We start from the raw sequence: 16,370 nt of genomic DNA, 5'->3' as shown, positions 1-16,370 counted from the left end.
AGCCCGTGTCCACCTTGGGGTCAGGCACCAAGGTGGACACGGGCTGAGCTTTAGGGGACGGGGGTAGGCAAGGGGGCGCCGCTGAAGTGGGCGAGCAGGTTGTCGACCACCAGCTGGCCCATTGCGTGGCGGGTTTCGGTGGTGAGGCTGCCCACGTGCGGCGTGAGGACGACGTTCGGCAGCGCGGCCAGCGCTTGCGGAACATGGGGCTCGTGCTCGAACACATCCAGGCCCGCGGCGCCGAGCGTGCCGTTCGATAGCGCTTCGATCAGCGCCGCTTCGTCCACCACGCTGCCGCGCGCGATGTTGATCAGGGTGCCGCCCGGCCCCAGCGCAGCCAGCACCTCCGCATCCACCACCCCGCGCGTCGCGGCGCCGCCTGGCGCGCAGACGAACAGGTAGTCGCTCTGCTCCGCCAGTTCGCGCAGCGATGCGGCGCGCGGCGTGTCCGTGTCAGCCACCACGCGCGGCTGGTAGTAGCGCGACGCCACGCCGAAGGCTTGCAGGCGCTGTGCGATGGCGCGGCCGATGCGTCCATAGCCATAGATGCCTGCCGCCTTGCCGCGCAGGGAGCGGGCCAGCGCCAGCGGCGCCTTGCGCGCCCAGGCGCCGCTGCGCACATAGCTGTCCAGCGCGGGAATGCGGCGCGTGGTGGCCAGCAGCAGCGTGACAGCCAAATCGGCTACGTCATCGGTCAGCACGCCCGGCGTATTGGTGACACGGATGCCGCGCGGGCGCAGCGCGTCGAACGCAACGGCATCGACGCCGATGCCGTTCACCGCCACGATTTCCAGCCTGGGCAGCCGCGCAGCCAGCTCTTCGGAAATGCCGATGATGCCGGTGGTCGCCACGCCGCGCACACGGTCTGCAACAGCGCCGATCAAGCTGTCCGCATCGCTCGCCTGCCACACATGGTGGCAGGCGAAATGGCGCTCAAGCTGCTCCATCACCGATGGCGACGGACTCGCCGCCATCACAAGAATCTCAGGTTTCATTCAGCAGGGCTTCCTTGGTCCACGCATCTTGCGCTGCCTGCATGATAAACCTTGCGCACAATTCCGGCTGCGTGACCGGCAGCATATGGCCGCCATCCACCAGCTGCAGGGTACTGCCCGGCAGCTGCGCCAGCAGGCCTTGTCCGTTGGCTTCCCAGTCCAGGATCCGGTCCTGCCGCCCATACAGCACGCTGACCGGCACCCGCATCGCGGGATAGCGCGCCATCACGCCCGGCATCGCATCGGGCACGGCCTGCATGTCCGCACAGGCGGCCAGGAACTGGCTGGGACGCAGGCTGAGAATGCCGCCGCCGCGCACGGCATAGTCGCGCGGTACGGCCTCCGGCCCGAACACCTGCTCCAGCACCTGCCGGCTGCGCGCAATCGTCGCCGGCGTCACCACCGTCCACGCCAGCAGCTGCCGCAGGGCGCGCGACTCTATCGTCAGCGCACGGAAAGCGGGCGGCACTTGTTCCGGCAATTGCGTAAGCGGCGCCAGCAGCGCGAGCGCTTTCACCTTGTCCGGGTGGCGCTGCGCCAGCGCCAGCGCCACCGCACCGCCGAGCGAATGGCCGACCACCACCGCCCGCCCGAGCTGCAGCGTATCGATCAGCGCGGCCAGCGCGTCCGCCTGGGCGTCAAGGCTGGCCGGATGCGCAGCGTCGCGCTCCGAGTAGCCGGAACCGGGCCGGTCCACCGTCACCACGCGGTAGTGCTGCGCCAGCAGGCCGGCCAGACGGTAGGTGTAATGGCAGGCCTGGCCACCGAGGCCGTGGATCAGCAGGATGGCCGGACCCGCGCCCTGCTCCTGCACGTGCATGCGACCACCCGGCACCGCGACCATCCGCCCCGCTGGCGGAAGCGCTGCCTCCACCTTGCCGGCGGTATAGCGCGTGAAGGCGGCCAGCACGCCGCTCAGTGCAAGCAGCGCAAGACCAAGCGTCAACAGCATCATGTCCTGATCCCTTTCTTCAGCAGCTTCCAGTAAGCGACCGGCATCAGGCGCTCAAGCAGCGCCACCACCACCGCATCAAACCCCACCAGCACGCGCGCCTTGCGCCGCTCGATGCCGCGCACAATGATTTCGCCCGCTTTCTCCGGCGGCATGCGCAGCAGCTTCTGGGCGATGGCGCGGTGGCGGCGGATCTCTTCTTCCGGCACCCCGGCCGGCGCGCGCGCGCTTTGCGCGATCGACGTGGCCACGCCGCCCGGATGCACCACCGTCACGCCCACATTGCTGCCCTCCAGCTCGTGCCGCAGCGCGTTGCTGAAGCCGCGCACCGCGAATTTGCTGGCCGAATAGGCCGATTGCCCCGGCGGCGACACAATGCCGTACAGGCTGGAGATGTTCACGATGCGGGCCTCCCCGCTGCGCTGCAGCTGCGGCAGGAAGGCGCGCGTCATGCTCACCACGCCGTGGAAGTTGATGTTCATGAGCCAGTCGAAATCTTCTTCGCTGACCTGCTGGAACGTGCCGCCGAGCGCCACGCCGGCATTATTCACCAGCAGCCGGGCGCCGCCATGCTCGCGCGCCACGGTCTGCGCCAGCTCGCGCACCGCCTCGCGGTCGGCCACATCGAGCCGGTAGCAATGCGCCTGCACGCCGGCCTCGCGCACCTCGCGCGCCGTCTGCGACAGGCCTTCCTGCGCAATATCGGCCAGCACCAGGTGGCAGCCGCGCCGCGCCAGCGCCAGCGCAATACCGCGTCCGATGCCGCTGCCGGCGCCCGTCACAACGGCGAGGCTGTTTTCAAGCTTCATGGCATGCGTCCTTTCGCACCGAAACGCATCACGCCGTCGCCGATTGCGCCATAGCGTATGGTGAACAGATCCTGGATATAGTTCTGGTACACCTGCCAGGGCCTGCGCGATCCCTGCTTCGGCAGGCCGGCGATGGCGCGCTGCACATAGCCCGAGGTAAAGCTGAGGAAGGGCTGCGGGCTCACGTCCGCCTCCTTCTGCGGCACGGCGATCGCATAAGCCTTGCGGTCCATGAAGCGCAGCAGGCGGCACACATAGGCAGCCGTCAGGTCCGCCTTCAGGGTCCAGGAAGCATTCGTGTAGCCGAAGGTCATGGCGCAATTGGGCAGGCCGCTCAGCATCATGCCCTTGTAGGCCATGGCCTGCGACGGTTCGAAAGGCAGGCCATCAATGGTGATGGCCATGCCGCCAAGGATGCGCAGCTTGAGGCCCGTGGCGATCACCACCACGTCGGCTGCCAGCTCCCGCCCTGAACCGAGCACGATGCCGTCCGGCGTGAAGCGCTCGATGGTATCGGTGGCTACCGAGGCCTTGCCTTCACGGATGGCGCGGAACAGGTCGCCGTCCGGCACCACGCACACGCGCTGGTCCCAGGGCTTGTAGTCCGGCGTGAAATGCTCGCGCGCCAGGCCGCTCTCCTTCGCCGCCAGCCGCACGATATGTTCCTTGACGATCTCCGGACGGCTGCGCGCCAGCCGGAACAGCACGATGCCTTCGACGATATTTTTCCAGCGCGTGAGCCACCAGGCCGCCCTTTCCGGCAGCATGCGGCGCAGGCGCCGGGCGATGCCGTCCACCGACGGCCGCGTAACGATGTATGTAGGTGAGCGCTGCAGCATGGTGACATGGGCCGCCGTTTCGGCCATGGCCGGCACCAGCGTGACCGCCGTGGCGCCGCTGCCGATGACTATCACGCGCTTGCCGCTGTAGTCCAGGCCCTCGGGCCAGAACTGCGGCTGCACCAGCCGGCCGCGGAACAGCTGTTCGTCCGCGAACTCCGGCCGGTGCCCTTCTTCGTAATCGTAATAGCCGCTGCACAGGCAGAGGAAGCGTGCGCGGAAGCTGCGCCGTTCGCCGCCGCATTCGGCTTCCAGCACCCAGCTCGCGTCGCTGCTGGACCACGCGGCGCTCACCACCCGGTGGCCGAAGCGGATGTGGCGCGCAAGGCCGGCCTCCGCCGCCGTCTCGCGGATATAGCGCAGGATGGCCGGGCCGTCGGCGATGGCCTTCGGGTCGGTCCAGGGCCGGAAGCCGTAGCCCAGGGTGTACATGTCGGAGTCCGAGCGCACGCCGGGATAGCGGAACAGATCCCAGGTGCCGCCGATGGCCTCGCGCCCTTCCAGGATCAGGAAGCGCTTGTCCGGACAGCGCTGCTGGAGCTGGTGCGCGGCGCCGATGCCGGACAGGCCCGCGCCGACGATGAGAACGTCGAATTCTTCCATCTTGTCTCCGCTTCCTTTTTCTGACACTGTACATTGTCACAATTTATCTGACAACAATATGTGCCAAAATAATGGCATGAGACCGGAATCACCTCCCGCCCGTGCCTACCGCGGCATTTCGCCGGAAGAACGGCGCGCGCAGCGCCGCAGCCGGCTGATTGCAGCCGCCGTCGACGTGTACGGCGAACGCGGCTACCGGCATGCCACGGTGAAGGCCGTGTGCAGTGCCGCAGGCCTGACGGAACGCTATTTTTACGAGTCCTTCGAAAACAGCGAAGCGCTGCTGATCGCCTGCTTCAACGCCGTCACCTACACCGTCTACCAGGAGATCGGTGCGGCGGCGAAGGCGGCAGGCCGCAGCCGCACCGCGCGCGCGCGCGCCATGCTGCACACCTATTTCGCCGCCCTGAAGCGCGAGCCGCGCTCGGCGCGCGTGTTCCTGGTGGAGATCCGTGGCGTGAGCCGCGCCGTGGACGAAGCCTTCGACGCGGCGCTGCGCGTGATCGGCCGCGGCGTGGCCGCCGCCGTGGCGCCGCCGGAAGCGCAGGACGACGAACTGCTGCAGGCCGGCGTGGTCGGCGGCGTGATCCACATTGCCCTGCGCTGGATTGAGCAGGGCTACCGGCCATCCATCGACGAGGTCAGCGACACCGCCCTGCGGCTCGGCATGATCCTCGCCCGCAAACCACCTGTACGGGGACCGCAATGAAGACCGCACTACTGATTATCGATGTCCAGGAAGCCCTCTGCTTCGGCGAGGAAGCTGCGTTCGAAGCCGAACGCGTGATCGACCGCATCAACACTGTGTCGCGCAAGGCGCGCGAGGCGGGCATGCCCGTGGTGCTGATCCAGCACGAGGAAGAGGAAGGCTCCTTGCAGTTCGAGAGCAGCGGCTGGCAGCTGGCGCGCGGCCTGTCCACCGCGCCGGCCGACCTGCGGGTGCGAAAGACCACACCGGACTCCTTCCACCTGACGCCGCTGCAGGCGCTGCTGGATGAGCGCGGCGTGACGGACGTGGTGGTCTGTGGCCTGCAAAGCGACTTCTGCGTGGACACCACCACGCGCCGCGCGCTGGGCCTCGGCTACCCGGTGGTACTGGTGAAGGATGGACATTCGACCGTCGATAACGGCCTGCTGACGGCAGCGCAGATTTCAGCGCATCACGCGCTCACGCTGAGCAATATCGGAAGCTTCGGGGTGGGCGTCAAGCTTCTGCCGGCGGGTGAAGTGACGTTTGCCGGCGCCTGATCAGCGCAGGCGGGGAATGCGGCGCCGTTCGTGATGCCGAACGTGCGCCGGAGAAGATAAAACACGCAATGCGGTCAGCTTGGGCACCCCGCAGTTGAGCATATGCTCAAGCGCAAGGCCAATGCCGTCGGTCCGCACGATTCTCAGCGCATTCTCAATACATGCCGCGTGGAAGGTATCAGTTCGCCGCGGCTCACCTTGCCCTGTCACCACTGCTCACCTCCGGAAAATGTGAAGCTTCGGAGACTAGCATTAGCAATGCCGCCCAGCGCACACAATACGATCAGGAAATTTCACGCCGCGCCAGGGCGGCCCGCAACAGCTGGTCGAGCTGCTGTGCATGCGCGTAGCCCGGGCTGACTTCAACGATTGCGTCGCCGGTTTCGAGCAGCAAGGCGGGGAAGCTGCGGACGCCCAGCGCGCGGGCGCGCACGAAATCGGCTTTGGTGGCAGTCACGGTGTCGGCGGAGCGCCACACGTTCCAGAGCGATTCCGGCGATACGTCGTGGCCCTGGCGTTGCAGCGCCGCGGCCGCGATATCGGCCAGCACGCGGCCATTCGTCGTATCGAGGCCTTCGGCGTAGAAGGCATGCTGCAGCGCACGGAACACGTCCAGCAGGTCGGCATCCGGCGCCGCTTTGCGCGCCGCGACCACCGCACGGCATACCGGCTCAGTGTCGTAGACGAAGTTTTCACGCGCGAGCAAGGCCTCGCGGTTGAAAGGCAGGCCGCTGTTTTTCTCCACACGCTCCCAGTGGGCCAGGCGGAACTGCTTGCCGCTGTCATCGAGGATGTCGGTGGCGCCGGCACGCACGCCGCCGACGATGATTTCCAGCGGCAGGTCCGGGTGCATAGTCATCAGTTCCGTCATTTCCTTACCGAATCCGTAGCACCATGAGCACATGGGATCGCCGACGTAGATCAGCTTCATGGGAGGGGTGGTGGTTTGCATGGCGAGCTCCTGTTGGTTGTATGAAACCACTATACTTTTTCCCTGGAAGTCGATAAATAGCCCGCGACACACTTCAGCAGGTACCTCATGTAATCAATTGATTGCTAAAATGGGCTGACCAACCGCTTCCTCCTTCGGCCTCAATGCGCGTTCACGCCACGTCCATCATCAGCGCCAGCTGCATCCTTGCCATCCTCTACTTCGGCCGCGACGTGCTTGAACCGCTGGCCTGCGCTGCGATCCTCAGCCTTGTGCTGGCGCCGCTGGTCCACAGCTTCCAGCGCGTGGGCCTGGGCCGCGTGCCATCCACGCTGCTGTCCGTAGCGCTGGGCGGCGGCATCGTCATCGGCTTGGCGCTGGTGCTGGCCTCGCAGCTCGGCGCCGTGACGGCGGACCTGCCGCAGTACCGCAAGGCCATCGTGGCCAAGCTCGATACCATCCGCGAAGTGACGGAGCGGCCGCTGGCGCGCATCGAGGCGGAACTGAATGCGGGCATCCCCGCGGTCGTGACGGCGCCCACGCCTTCCCTGAACAGCCGCTCCGCCGCGGCCCGCCAGCAGCCGATTCCCGTCGAGATCCGCCAGCCGCGCCTCACCACCAAGGAAACCGTGGGCCGCCTGTTCGCCCTCATGTGGGGCCCGCTCGGCAAAGCCGGCATCGTACTGGTGCTGCTGGTGTTTATCTCGCTCGAACACGAATCGCTGACCGAACGGGTGGTGCGGCTCACCGGCGAAACGGAGATCAGCCGCACCGTGAAGGCGCTGGCCGATGCGGCGGAAGGGATCTCGCGCTTTTTCTTTGCCCAGTTCATCGTGAACGCCACCTTCGGCGCCATGATCGGCCTGACCCTGTGGGCCGCAGGCGTGCCGCATGCGGCGCTGTGGGGCACGCTGAGCGCAGTGCTGCGCTTCGTTCCCTACCTCGGCATCCTGATCGCGGGCGCCGCCATTGCCCTGTTCGTGGCGGCGGTGGACCCCGGCTGGGCGCTGGCGGCAGGCTGTGTGGGCGTGTTCCTCGTGCTGGAACTGCTGGCGGCCAATGTGGTGGAGCCCAAGGTGTACGGGCACAGCGCAGGCCTGTCGCCGCTGGCCATCATCGTATCGGCGCTGTTCTGGGGCACGCTGTGGGGCCCGGTCGGGCTGCTGCTTTCCACGCCGCTGACGCTCTGCCTGGTGGTTGCGGGCCGCCATGTGCGCTCGCTCTCGCCCTTCACCATCCTGCTGGGCGCCGCCACGGACGTCACGGCGGCGCAGCGCTTCTACCAGCGCGCCCTGTCGGGCGACACCAGCGCCGTGCTGCGCGACGCGCACCGCTACCTGCGCCGCCATTCGCTGGCGCGCTACTGCGACGACGTGCTGCTGCCGGGGCTGGGCATGTCCCTGCCCGAATTCCGCAACGGGAATATCGATGAGGTGCAGCAGGAGCGCATCCGTTCCACCATCGTGGAGGTGGCGGAAGCGCTGGCGCCCACTTCCGCCGGCGGTGCACGCCGCCGCCGCAAAGCCAGCCCGCCGGCGGACGGCAATGTAGGCGCCTACCTGCGCAAGCTGCGCGAGGAACGCTTCGGCCAGTGGCAAGGCTCGCTGGACGTGCCATCCCATTCGGTGGCGCTATGTGTGGGCCTGGCCGCCGCGCGCGACGATTTCCTGTGCGAGCTGCTGGTGCGCGCCCTGCGCGAATCCGGCATCGATGCGCGCAGCGTCTCGCTGGGCAGCGGCGAGGAACATCCGGGACTGGAAAATGCGCACCTGGTGGCCGTGGTATTCATCCCCTATCCCGAGGAAGAAACGATGGCGGCATGGATGGAAGCCGTCGGCGACCTGCGCACCGCCTTGCCCGCCGCCTCCCTGATTGCGATTCAGCTGGAGATGGACCTTCCGGTGGCGGACCATCACGAAGTCCACAAGCGTGTGGACCTGCTGGTGAGCTCCTTCAATGAAGCCCTGGAAGTGGCCAGCAGCGCGAGCCACGCCGCATAAGGTTCAGAACGAAGCGGCGAAGGCGTCCCGCGCGGCATGCTGCACGATGTCGCGCCGCCACACCATCATGGTCTGCACCTGCGCCACTTCCGGCGGCAAAGCATGGCAGCGCACCGTGCGGGCCAGCCCGCGCTGCTTCAGCACCTCCTTCGGCATCATGGCCACGCCCATGCCCGCCGCCACACAGCCGATAATGGCTTCGAAAGTGCCGAATTCCGAGATACGGGCCGGCGCCACGTCCGCCTCCGCAAACCAGCGCTCCAGCCGCCGCCGGTAGGCGCAGCCGCTGCGAAAACCCAGCAGCGTGCGGCGCGACACATCGGCCGGCGTAAGCACGGCGCCATGCGAGGCGTCAGTCAGCAATACCAGCTCTTCCTCGAACACGGGCAGCTGCATCAGCTCCGGCCTTTCCACCGGCGCCGCCACCAGCGCCAGGTCCACACGATGATTCAACACCGCCTGCACCAGGTAGTCCGTGGGGCCCGTATCCAGCACCAGGTCAACAGCCGGATACTTCCGGTGGAAGGCGCCCAGCACCTGCGGCAGGCGTGCCGCCGCCGTGGTTTCCATGGACCCGATGCGCAACAGGCCGGCCGGTTCCTGGCCGCCGCGCAGCGATGCCTGCGCTTCGTCGGCCAGGCGCAGCAGCTGGTCGGTATAGGCCAGCAGACGCTCTCCTTCCGGCGTGATGAGCATGCGCCGCCCGGAACGGTGGAACAGCGTCACGCCCAGCGATTCCTCCAGCTGGTTCAGGCGGGCGGAGACGTTCGACTGCACGCGGTGCAGCCGGGCCGCCGCCTGCGTAACGCCCCCCTCTTCCGCCACGGTCTTGAAGATGCGAAGCGAAGACAGTTCCATACCAATCTCTCCGGAAGATACATGGATTCATAATAATTCATTTTTAATGATACATGAAGCCTTCTATAGTGAGAGCAAGTGAACCATCGCGGAGCTTTATCATGCGCAGTCCCAACACACCCTCACTGGCCATTCTGCTGGCCTGCAGTTTCGCCTTCATCATCGTGCAGCTGGACGTGACCATTGTGAACGTCGCCCTGCCCGCTATCGGCCAGGAGCTGAATGCCGGCGTGAGCGCCCTGCAATGGGTGGTCGATGCCTACACGCTCGGCTTCGCCGTCTTCCTGCTGTCCGCCGGCGCACTGGGCGACCGGTTCGGCTCGCGCGGCGTGTTCATGGGCGGATTTGCGCTCTTCACGCTCGCGTCCCTGGCCTGCGCCATGGCGCCGGACGCCCTCGCGCTCAATGTGGCGCGCGCCCTGCAAGGCATCGGCGCGGCGCTGATGGTGCCAAGTTCGCTCGCCATCTTGAACGCCGTGTATGCGGGCGACCGCAAGATGCTGGCCAAGGCCATTGCATGGTGGACTGCGGCGGGCGGAGTCTCCATCGCCGCCGGCCCTGTGCTGGGAGGCCTGCTGATGTCTTTCGCCGGATGGCGCAGCATTTTCTGGGTCAATATCCCAATCTGCATCGCCGGCTTCTGGCTCACGGCGCGAGTAGTACCCAAACTGCGCGGCAAGAATCCTGCACGCAGCTTCGATGTACAGGGCCAGGTCCTGGCCATCATTGCCCTTACCGCCTTTATCGGCGCCGTCATCGAGGTGCACACGCTCGGCCTGGGCCACGCCGCCGTGCTCGGCGCGCTGGCCATCGCCTTTGTCACCGGCGCCCTGTTTGTCCGCGTAGAGCAGCGCAGCTCCGCGCCGATGCTGCCACTGGGCCTGTTCCGCCAGTCCGGCTTCTCGGCCGCCGTACTGTTCGGCGTATTTGTCAACTTTGCCTACTACGGCGTGATCTTCATCCTGTCCTTCTACCTGCAGAAAGTGCGTGGTTTCTCCGTGATGCACGCCGGGCTGATTTTCCTTCCGCTGACCGGCACGTTCATCATCTCGAACATCATCAGCGGCAAGATGCAGGCACATACCGGTTCGCGCCTGCCCATGATCGTGGGTGGACTGATCGGCGCTTCCGGCTACGCCTTGCTCGGCATCTTCGGCATCTCCGAAGACGCGGGCTTCCTGGCGATGCTGCCCGGCCTCGCGCTGATCCCCGGCGGCATGGGCCTGGCGGTGCCGGCGATGACGACCTCCATCCTCTCGGCGGTGGACCGCATCCAGGCCGGCACCGCATCGGCAGTACTGAACACCGCACGCCAGGTTGGCGGCGCGCTCGGTGTGGCGGTATTCGGCGCATTGATCGCGAGCGCCGCAAGCACCGCCGTTTTGCGCGGCATCGGGATCGCGCTGGCCATCTCCACCGCGCTGCTGCTGGCCGGCGCCATGCTGGCCTGGCTGTATATTGCACCGCAGGCCAATGCGCTGCCGCGCGCCGCCGCCGACTAAGATTTCCACCACCCCTCTATTGAAGGAGCTTGACCATGCCATACGTGAATATCCGCGTAACCCGCGAAGGCGTTACCCCCGAACAGAAACTGGCGCTGATCGAAGGCGCTACGGACCTGCTGAGCCGTGTGCTCAACAAGAACCCGGCAACGACCTTTGTCATCATCGACGAAGTGGAAACCGATAACTGGGGCGTAAACCGGGAGAACGTCACCACGCTGCGCAAGCGCCAGGCGGCCGCCAAGGCCGGACAATGAGATAGCTTGCCCTGCCGCAGCTGTCTGGGAAAACTGGTCTTTTGATGGTCTTTTCCGGGGAAATCCGGGCCCGTGGGCCGGACTCCGCTAAAAAGGCTCAAAAAGACCAGTTTTCACCATCATTCCCCCAGTTTTCCCAGAAGGCGCCAGCCAGCTAGCTCCTTCAGTTCCTCGCGCGCGGCTTCAGGCGGAAGCTGACGCCGAGCCGGTTGATCGCGTTCATGGCCGCAATGGTCAAGGTCAGGTCCACCAGGTCCTTCTCGCCAAACACGGCCAGGGCGGCTGCGTAGGCTTCATCGGACGCGTGGGTTTCACTCACGCGCGTAACTTCCTCCGCCCAGGCCAGTGCGGCGCGCTCCTGCTCGGTGAAAAGATACCCGGCTTCATGCCAGACCGAAACCAGCACTGCCTTATCGACCGACATGCCCTCTTTGATGAGGTCGCGGTTGTGAATGTCGATGCAGTGTGCGCAGCCGTTGATCTGCGACACACGCAGGAATACAAGATGAATGAGGGTACTGGGCAGGTTCGTGCCGTTAACGACATAGTGGTGCAGGGCGCCGATTGCCTTTGCACCCTCGGGGGCGACTGCGAACCAGTTTGCGCGATTCATGGTATTCGATCCTTTCAAGATGTGGTGTTCGACGGGCAGGAGCGCCCTTCCACTTCAAGACGGATATCAGCCGCGCGTTGTGACAGCCTGCAAAAAAAAACCGCTCACATCACTGTGAGCGGCTCTGAATTTCTGCGGCAGTCCTTACTTGTTCTTCGCCTCGGCTTCCCGGCGGCGCCGGGTGGTGACGTTCTCGCGGTTGACGCCCCAGTTATCGGTTTCCACTTCGTCGATGATGACGAAGGTGGTGGCCGGGTCCTTGTTCAGCACGCGGCTCAGCAGGTCGGTGGCGCCTTCAATCAGTTCCAGTTTCTGGCCGGGCGTTACGCCTTCATTGGTAACGCGGATATTCACATAAGGCATGATCAGACTCCTTGAAAAAAGATTACCAGACGCCTGCAGCAGCGCCGCCATCCACCGGCAGCACCACGCCGGACGAGAAGTTGGCCTCGGTCAGGTACAACACCGCATTCACCACGTCGTCGGTATCACCGGTCGCCTGGGCCGGCGACAGGCCGCGCAGGAAGCTCTGCGTGCCTTCGTCGGTGGCGTGCATGGGAGTCGCGATGATGCCGGGAGCAACCGCATTGACCTTCACATTGGACGCTGCCAGTTCGATGGCAAGGCCGCGTGTGGCCTGGTTGATGCCGCCCTTGATCAGAATCGGAAGCAGCGATGGCACCTTGGCGGTCGGCTGGAGGCCCAGGCTGGCGGTGATGTTCACGATGTGGCCGGACTTGTTGGCCGCCATATGCTCCGCAGCCGCCTGCGATGGATAGAAGAAGCCCTTCAGGTTGGTGCCGACGATGGTTTCCAGGTCTTCTTCGGTGTAGCCGGTGATCGGCTTGGCGATAAAGATGCCCGCGTTGTTGATCAGGATATCGACCTTGCCGAAGGCTTCGATGGCGCGTGCGAACAGGGCTTTCGCGGTTTCCGGTTTGGAGATGTCGCCAGCCACGGCGAGGAAGCTTTCCGGCTTGCCCAGCTTTTCGGCCGCGGCCTGCAGGCGCTCCAGGGTGCGGGCATTGCCCACCACGTTGTAGCCGCGCTTCAGGTAAGCCTCGGCGATGGCGAAGCCGATGCCGCTGGATGCGCCGGTGACGATAACGGTTTTCTTGTTGCTGCTCATAGTAGTGCTCCTGTTTGTTGGGGCAACGGACGCCGCTGCCATGGAGTTCACTATAGAGAGGCATACGGGCTTGATAAAGACCGCTTCCGGCAAGATAATGAATACATCATGTAACTAATGGAACGCCGATGAAACGCCAATTCGATGACCTGATGTTGGGCAGTATCGAGCTGTTTTGCCTGGCGGCGGAACACAGCAGCTTTACCGCCGCGGCCACGGCGGCGGGCCTTACCCCGCCCGCGGTGAGCCGCTCGGTGCAGCGCCTTGAAACACGGCTTGGCGTGCGCCTGTTCGTGCGCACCACACGCCAGATCCGGCTCACCGACGCGGGCAAGCTCTATTTCGAGCAATGCCGCCAGGCGCTCTCACAGCTCACCGAAGCGGAGCGGCAGGTGACGGGCGGCCAGGTCAAACCGGCCGGACGCCTGCGCATCAGCGCGCCGACGCCGTATGCGCATTACCGCCTGCTGCCGCTGCTGGGGGAGTTCCGGCGCAAGCATCCCGAAGTGACCATCGATATCCACGTCAGCAACCGCAATATCGATTTCGCGGACGAAGGATTCGACCTGGCCATCCGCGGCCGCACGCCGCCGGATTCTTCGCTGGTGGCGCGCAAGCTGGAAGACGCGGAACTGGTGCTGGTCGCTGCGCCCTCCTACCTCAAGCGCGCAGGAAAACCGCGCACGCTGGAGGATCTCGCCAAACACGAGTGCATCCAGTTCGACCTGCCCAGCACCGGCAAGCGTATTCCCTGGCCCTTCCATCAGGACGGCAAGACCATCGATCTCCTTACCGATGGCGGCTTGTGCTGCGCCGAAGACGTGCTGGGCATCGTGACGCTGGCGCGCAGCGGCGCCGGCATCGTGCAGACCTACCGCTTTATCGTGGAACAGGATCTGGCACGCGGCGAGCTGGTGGAACTGCTGCCGGAATTCGGCGGCACCTCGCGCCCCTTCATCCTGCTCTATCCGCACGCGCGCCACTTGTCGCTGCGGGTCAGGACCTTCGTGGACTTCCTGACCCAGAAGCTGAACAAGGCGGGCGGCAAACGCTGACTTCATAAGGCATCCATCACCATGACACCTGTGTTCATCAAGGCTGGTTCCAGCCACCGCGCCGCGATGGCCGACCTGTTCCGCGACGTATGCCGCAGCGGCGACGCCCTGCCCTTCACCGAAGACACGCCCGACGCGATGTTTGACGCAATGTGGCTGTCCGACAGCGTCCAGTCCTATGCGGCGCTGGCAGATGGCGAGCTGGTTGGCATGTACAAGATCAACTCCAACCTGCCCGGACGCGCCTCCCATGTGGGCAGCGCCACCTACCTGGTGCGGCCGGACATGCAAGGCAAGGGCATCGGCGGCGCCATGCTGCGCGATTCGCTGGAACGCGCAGCGGCCGCGGGCTTTCGCGCCATGCAGTTCAACTTCGTGGTGTCGACCAACCAGGCCGCCGTCGCCCTGTATGAGAAGCATGGCTTCCGCATCGCCGGAACGCTTCCGGGCGCTTTCCAGCACAAGGCGCTCGGGTATGTGGACGCCTACGTCATGTTCCGCTCCCTGCGCACAGCGGCGCCGTGACAGCATGGCGGATATCGAGCGCGGCGTGCGTATCGCGCCGCCGCCGGAACACGCCTGCTTCAGACCTGAGCCCGGTCGCAACCACGCGCCGGATTGCCTGCATCTACCTCGATGCCGAACCGGCGGCGGCGCCCGTGCGGGCAGCGCCAGGCCCGATTGCCAGCGGCTGTTGTTGAGCTGCATCAGGCCGCCGAAATGGTGACTTACTACTGGTTAAATGGATGACTGGCTGTCACAATCGGTCCATGCACGCCAACCATTCCGGCCTGAGCCAGCCATGAGCTCCACCCCGGCCTTCCCGCGCTGGCTGTGGGCCCATTTCCGCCCCGCGCTGCGCGCCTGGCCGCGGCGCCTGGTCGGGCCAGGCCAGCGCCTGCTGGCCCACCTCAACTTTGCCAGCCGCATGGCGCTGACCGGCTTCGTATTCTCGGTGCCGATCGGCATCCTCCTGTTCACCTCGCACAGCGCGAACCTGGAGATGATACGCATCGCCGGGCGCGAGCGGGCAGGCATCGAGCAGATCACCGACCGGCTGGCCGCGCTGCAGCAGCGGCATGCCGTCACCGCTGCTGACGTGGCCGCGATTGCCGAAATGGCCGACCGCTCCAGCCTGACGCTCGATACCGACCTCGATTCCTATTACCTCATGCATGCGCTGACCGTGCAATTGCCGGAACTGCTGCACAGCCTTGCGCAGGCGCGCGCTGCGGACGAAAGGAACCGCGTCCCCCTGCTCTCCGAGCAGCTGGCCGGCCGCAGCGATGCCCTGCTGCGCTCGCTGGACAAGGCGGGCAGCCATAACGGCGCCGTGCGCGCCACGCTACAGGACACCATGCACATGCTGCGCCAGCTGGGCGCATGGGCCGGGCAGGCGCCGGGCGCGCGTCCGCCGCAGCAGGAGCGGCTGGCACTGCAGCGCTACCAGGATGCCGTCTTCGCCGCCGCCCCGCAATTCGCGGCGCAGCTGGACGGCTTGCTGGAGCGGCGCATCGCCGGCATCCAGGCCCAGCTCTGGACCGACCGCCTGATTGTGCTGGCAGCGCTGCTGCTGGTGGTCTATCTGGCGGCGGCCGCCTATTTCTCGGTGATGGACAGCGTGGCGCGCATCGTCAGCGGCGCCCAGCGCATTGCCAGCGGCGACTTCTCCAGCCAGGTGGATGTGCGCAGCGGCGACGAAATCGGCCTGCTCGCCCAGGCCCTGAACCAGCTGCAGTCCCAGCTGCATTCCCGTCTCAATGCCGAGCAGGCCAGGCTGGGCGCGCAGCGCCACCTGATAGCAGGCATCGCCCACGAGCTGAACACGCCGGTGGGCAATATGCGCCTGACCGCCAGCACGCTGGCCGAGGCCACCGGCCGCTACCAGGCCGAGGTGGCCGCCGGCCAGCTGTCGCGCTCCGGTTTCCAGCAGTACCTGCGCATGATGGCGGAAGGCAGCGCGCTGTTTGAACGCAATGCCGAGCGCGCCGTACAGCTGGTGGACGCGCTCAAGCACTCCGGGATCGAGGTGGGCGCCAGTCCGGCCGAAACAGTGGCCATGGAAGCGCTGCTGCAAAGCGCATTGCTGCCGCTGCGCCCGCTGCAGGAACGCAGCGGCGCGGAAGTCGTGCTGCACTGCCCGCCCGGACTGCGCCTGCACACCAATCGCGCCGCGCTGGAAGACATGCTGCGCCACCTGCTGCGCAACTCGCTGCAGCATGGCCTGCCCGCCCAAGGGCAGCCCCGCATCGTGGTGGAAGCGGCGGTGCAGGCGCAGCGCCTGGTGCTGCGCTACCGCGACAACGGCCCCGGCGTGCCGCACGAGGCGATCCCGAAACTGTTCGATCCTTTCTATACAACGGCGCAGCTGCGCGGCCAGCTCGGCCTGGGGCTCTACATCGTCAGCAACCTCGTCACCCATGTGCTGGGGGGACGCGTCAATTACCTGGCCGGCCAGCAGGGCTTCGCCATGCAGATCGAGGTGGCGCTGGCCGGCCCCGCATGACAGGCGCTCAGGCTAGCGCACGGTAGCTTGCCACTGCCGGCGCCTGCGGCGCGGCGAGCGAAACCGGTCACGC

General features: G+C 66.0%; 17 protein-coding genes. 8 read left to right on the top strand and 9 right to left on the bottom strand.

Annotation, left to right across the window (positions count from 1 at the left end; all coding sequences use genetic code 11):
• Positions 1 to 50: 50 nt before the first annotated feature.
• From ACJRPG_RS06760 to ACJRPG_RS06745, 4 genes are read right to left on the bottom strand one after another with little or no spacing between them, the layout of a single operon-like run.
• The gene (locus ACJRPG_RS06760) at positions 51 to 995 is read right to left on the bottom strand and encodes a 2-hydroxyacid dehydrogenase (RefSeq protein WP_407999274.1); all 945 of its coding nucleotides are present in this window, start codon (positions 993 to 995) and stop codon (positions 51 to 53) included.
• Positions 985 to 1,950, bottom strand: a complete 966-nt coding sequence (locus ACJRPG_RS06755) for an alpha/beta fold hydrolase (protein ID WP_407999273.1) — start codon at positions 1,948 to 1,950, stop codon at positions 985 to 987. Before ACJRPG_RS06755 ends, ACJRPG_RS06760 begins: the two co-directional genes overlap by 11 nt.
• Positions 1,947 to 2,756, bottom strand: coding sequence for an SDR family NAD(P)-dependent oxidoreductase (locus ACJRPG_RS06750; protein ID WP_407999272.1), 810 nt, complete (start codon positions 2,754 to 2,756; stop codon positions 1,947 to 1,949). Before ACJRPG_RS06750 ends, ACJRPG_RS06755 begins: the two co-directional genes overlap by 4 nt.
• Positions 2,753 to 4,198, bottom strand: a complete 1,446-nt coding sequence (locus tag ACJRPG_RS06745) for a flavin-containing monooxygenase (protein ID WP_407999271.1) — start codon at positions 4,196 to 4,198, stop codon at positions 2,753 to 2,755. Before ACJRPG_RS06745 ends, ACJRPG_RS06750 begins: the two co-directional genes overlap by 4 nt.
• A gap of 76 nt (positions 4,199 to 4,274) precedes the next feature.
• Here ACJRPG_RS06745 and ACJRPG_RS06740 point away from each other — a divergent pair, with 76 nt between their 5' ends.
• Complete coding sequence (locus ACJRPG_RS06740; RefSeq protein WP_407999270.1) at positions 4,275 to 4,907, top strand: TetR/AcrR family transcriptional regulator; 633 nt, start codon at positions 4,275 to 4,277, stop codon at positions 4,905 to 4,907.
• Positions 4,904 to 5,446, top strand: coding sequence for a cysteine hydrolase family protein (locus tag ACJRPG_RS06735; RefSeq protein ID WP_407999269.1), 543 nt, complete (start codon positions 4,904 to 4,906; stop codon positions 5,444 to 5,446). Before ACJRPG_RS06740 ends, ACJRPG_RS06735 begins: the two co-directional genes overlap by 4 nt.
• A gap of 283 nt (positions 5,447 to 5,729) precedes the next feature.
• On the opposite strand, the gene ACJRPG_RS06730 is transcribed toward ACJRPG_RS06735, so the two are convergent.
• The gene (locus ACJRPG_RS06730) at positions 5,730 to 6,377 is read right to left on the bottom strand and encodes a DsbA family protein (protein WP_407999387.1); all 648 of its coding nucleotides are present in this window, start codon (positions 6,375 to 6,377) and stop codon (positions 5,730 to 5,732) included.
• Between the two features lie 164 nt (positions 6,378 to 6,541).
• Here ACJRPG_RS06730 and ACJRPG_RS06725 point away from each other — a divergent pair, with 164 nt between their 5' ends.
• Complete coding sequence (locus tag ACJRPG_RS06725) at positions 6,542 to 8,377, top strand: AI-2E family transporter (RefSeq protein ID WP_407999268.1); 1,836 nt, start codon at positions 6,542 to 6,544, stop codon at positions 8,375 to 8,377.
• A gap of 3 nt (positions 8,378 to 8,380) precedes the next feature.
• Here ACJRPG_RS06725 and ACJRPG_RS06720 read toward each other — a convergent pair whose 3' ends face one another.
• Positions 8,381 to 9,235, bottom strand: coding sequence for a LysR family transcriptional regulator (locus ACJRPG_RS06720; protein ID WP_407999267.1), 855 nt, complete (start codon positions 9,233 to 9,235; stop codon positions 8,381 to 8,383).
• Positions 9,236 to 9,336: 101 nt separating this feature from the next.
• Between ACJRPG_RS06720 and ACJRPG_RS06715 the strand changes: the two genes are divergently transcribed.
• Positions 9,337 to 10,737 carry an MFS transporter gene (locus ACJRPG_RS06715; RefSeq protein ID WP_407999266.1) on the top strand — a complete coding sequence of 467 codons (1,401 nt, stop codon included), beginning with the start codon at positions 9,337 to 9,339 and terminating at the stop codon, positions 10,735 to 10,737.
• A 35-nt stretch (positions 10,738 to 10,772) separates the two neighbouring features.
• Positions 10,773 to 10,994 carry a tautomerase family protein gene (locus ACJRPG_RS06710; protein WP_407999265.1) on the top strand — a complete coding sequence of 74 codons (222 nt, stop codon included), beginning with the start codon at positions 10,773 to 10,775 and terminating at the stop codon, positions 10,992 to 10,994.
• 163 nt (positions 10,995 to 11,157) lie between these two features.
• Here the strand turns inward: ACJRPG_RS06710 and ACJRPG_RS06705 are convergent, their stop codons facing one another.
• From ACJRPG_RS06705 to ACJRPG_RS06695, 3 genes are all read right to left on the bottom strand, one after another.
• Complete coding sequence (locus ACJRPG_RS06705) at positions 11,158 to 11,607, bottom strand: carboxymuconolactone decarboxylase family protein (protein ID WP_407999264.1); 450 nt, start codon at positions 11,605 to 11,607, stop codon at positions 11,158 to 11,160.
• Positions 11,608 to 11,751: 144 nt separating this feature from the next.
• Positions 11,752 to 11,970: a 2-hydroxymuconate tautomerase family protein gene (locus ACJRPG_RS06700; protein ID WP_407999263.1), complete on the bottom strand. Its 219-nt coding sequence runs from the start codon at positions 11,968 to 11,970 to the stop codon at positions 11,752 to 11,754.
• Positions 11,971 to 11,992: 22 nt separating this feature from the next.
• Positions 11,993 to 12,736 (bottom strand): SDR family NAD(P)-dependent oxidoreductase, encoded by a 744-nt coding sequence (locus ACJRPG_RS06695; protein ID WP_407999262.1) that lies wholly within the window; start codon positions 12,734 to 12,736, stop codon positions 11,993 to 11,995.
• Between the two features lie 128 nt (positions 12,737 to 12,864).
• Here ACJRPG_RS06695 and ACJRPG_RS06690 point away from each other — a divergent pair, with 128 nt between their 5' ends.
• From ACJRPG_RS06690 to ACJRPG_RS06680, 3 genes are all read left to right on the top strand, one after another.
• The gene (locus tag ACJRPG_RS06690) at positions 12,865 to 13,791 is read left to right on the top strand and encodes a LysR family transcriptional regulator (protein ID WP_407999261.1); all 927 of its coding nucleotides are present in this window, start codon (positions 12,865 to 12,867) and stop codon (positions 13,789 to 13,791) included.
• A gap of 21 nt (positions 13,792 to 13,812) precedes the next feature.
• Positions 13,813 to 14,316, top strand: coding sequence for a GNAT family N-acetyltransferase (locus tag ACJRPG_RS06685; RefSeq protein WP_407999260.1), 504 nt, complete (start codon positions 13,813 to 13,815; stop codon positions 14,314 to 14,316).
• A 277-nt stretch (positions 14,317 to 14,593) separates the two neighbouring features.
• Entirely contained in the window at positions 14,594 to 16,297 is a 1,704-nt protein-coding gene (locus ACJRPG_RS06680) for a sensor histidine kinase (RefSeq protein WP_407999259.1), read from the top strand.
• The last annotated feature ends 73 nt before the right edge of the window (positions 16,298 to 16,370 follow it).

The sequence above is a fragment of the Pseudoduganella rhizocola genome (assembly GCF_045984285.3).
Classification (GTDB): Bacteria; Pseudomonadota; Gammaproteobacteria; order Burkholderiales; family Burkholderiaceae_D; genus Rugamonas.
The sequence above is the reverse complement of the archived record's forward strand: the minus strand, read 5'-3'. Positions and strand labels throughout refer to the sequence as shown.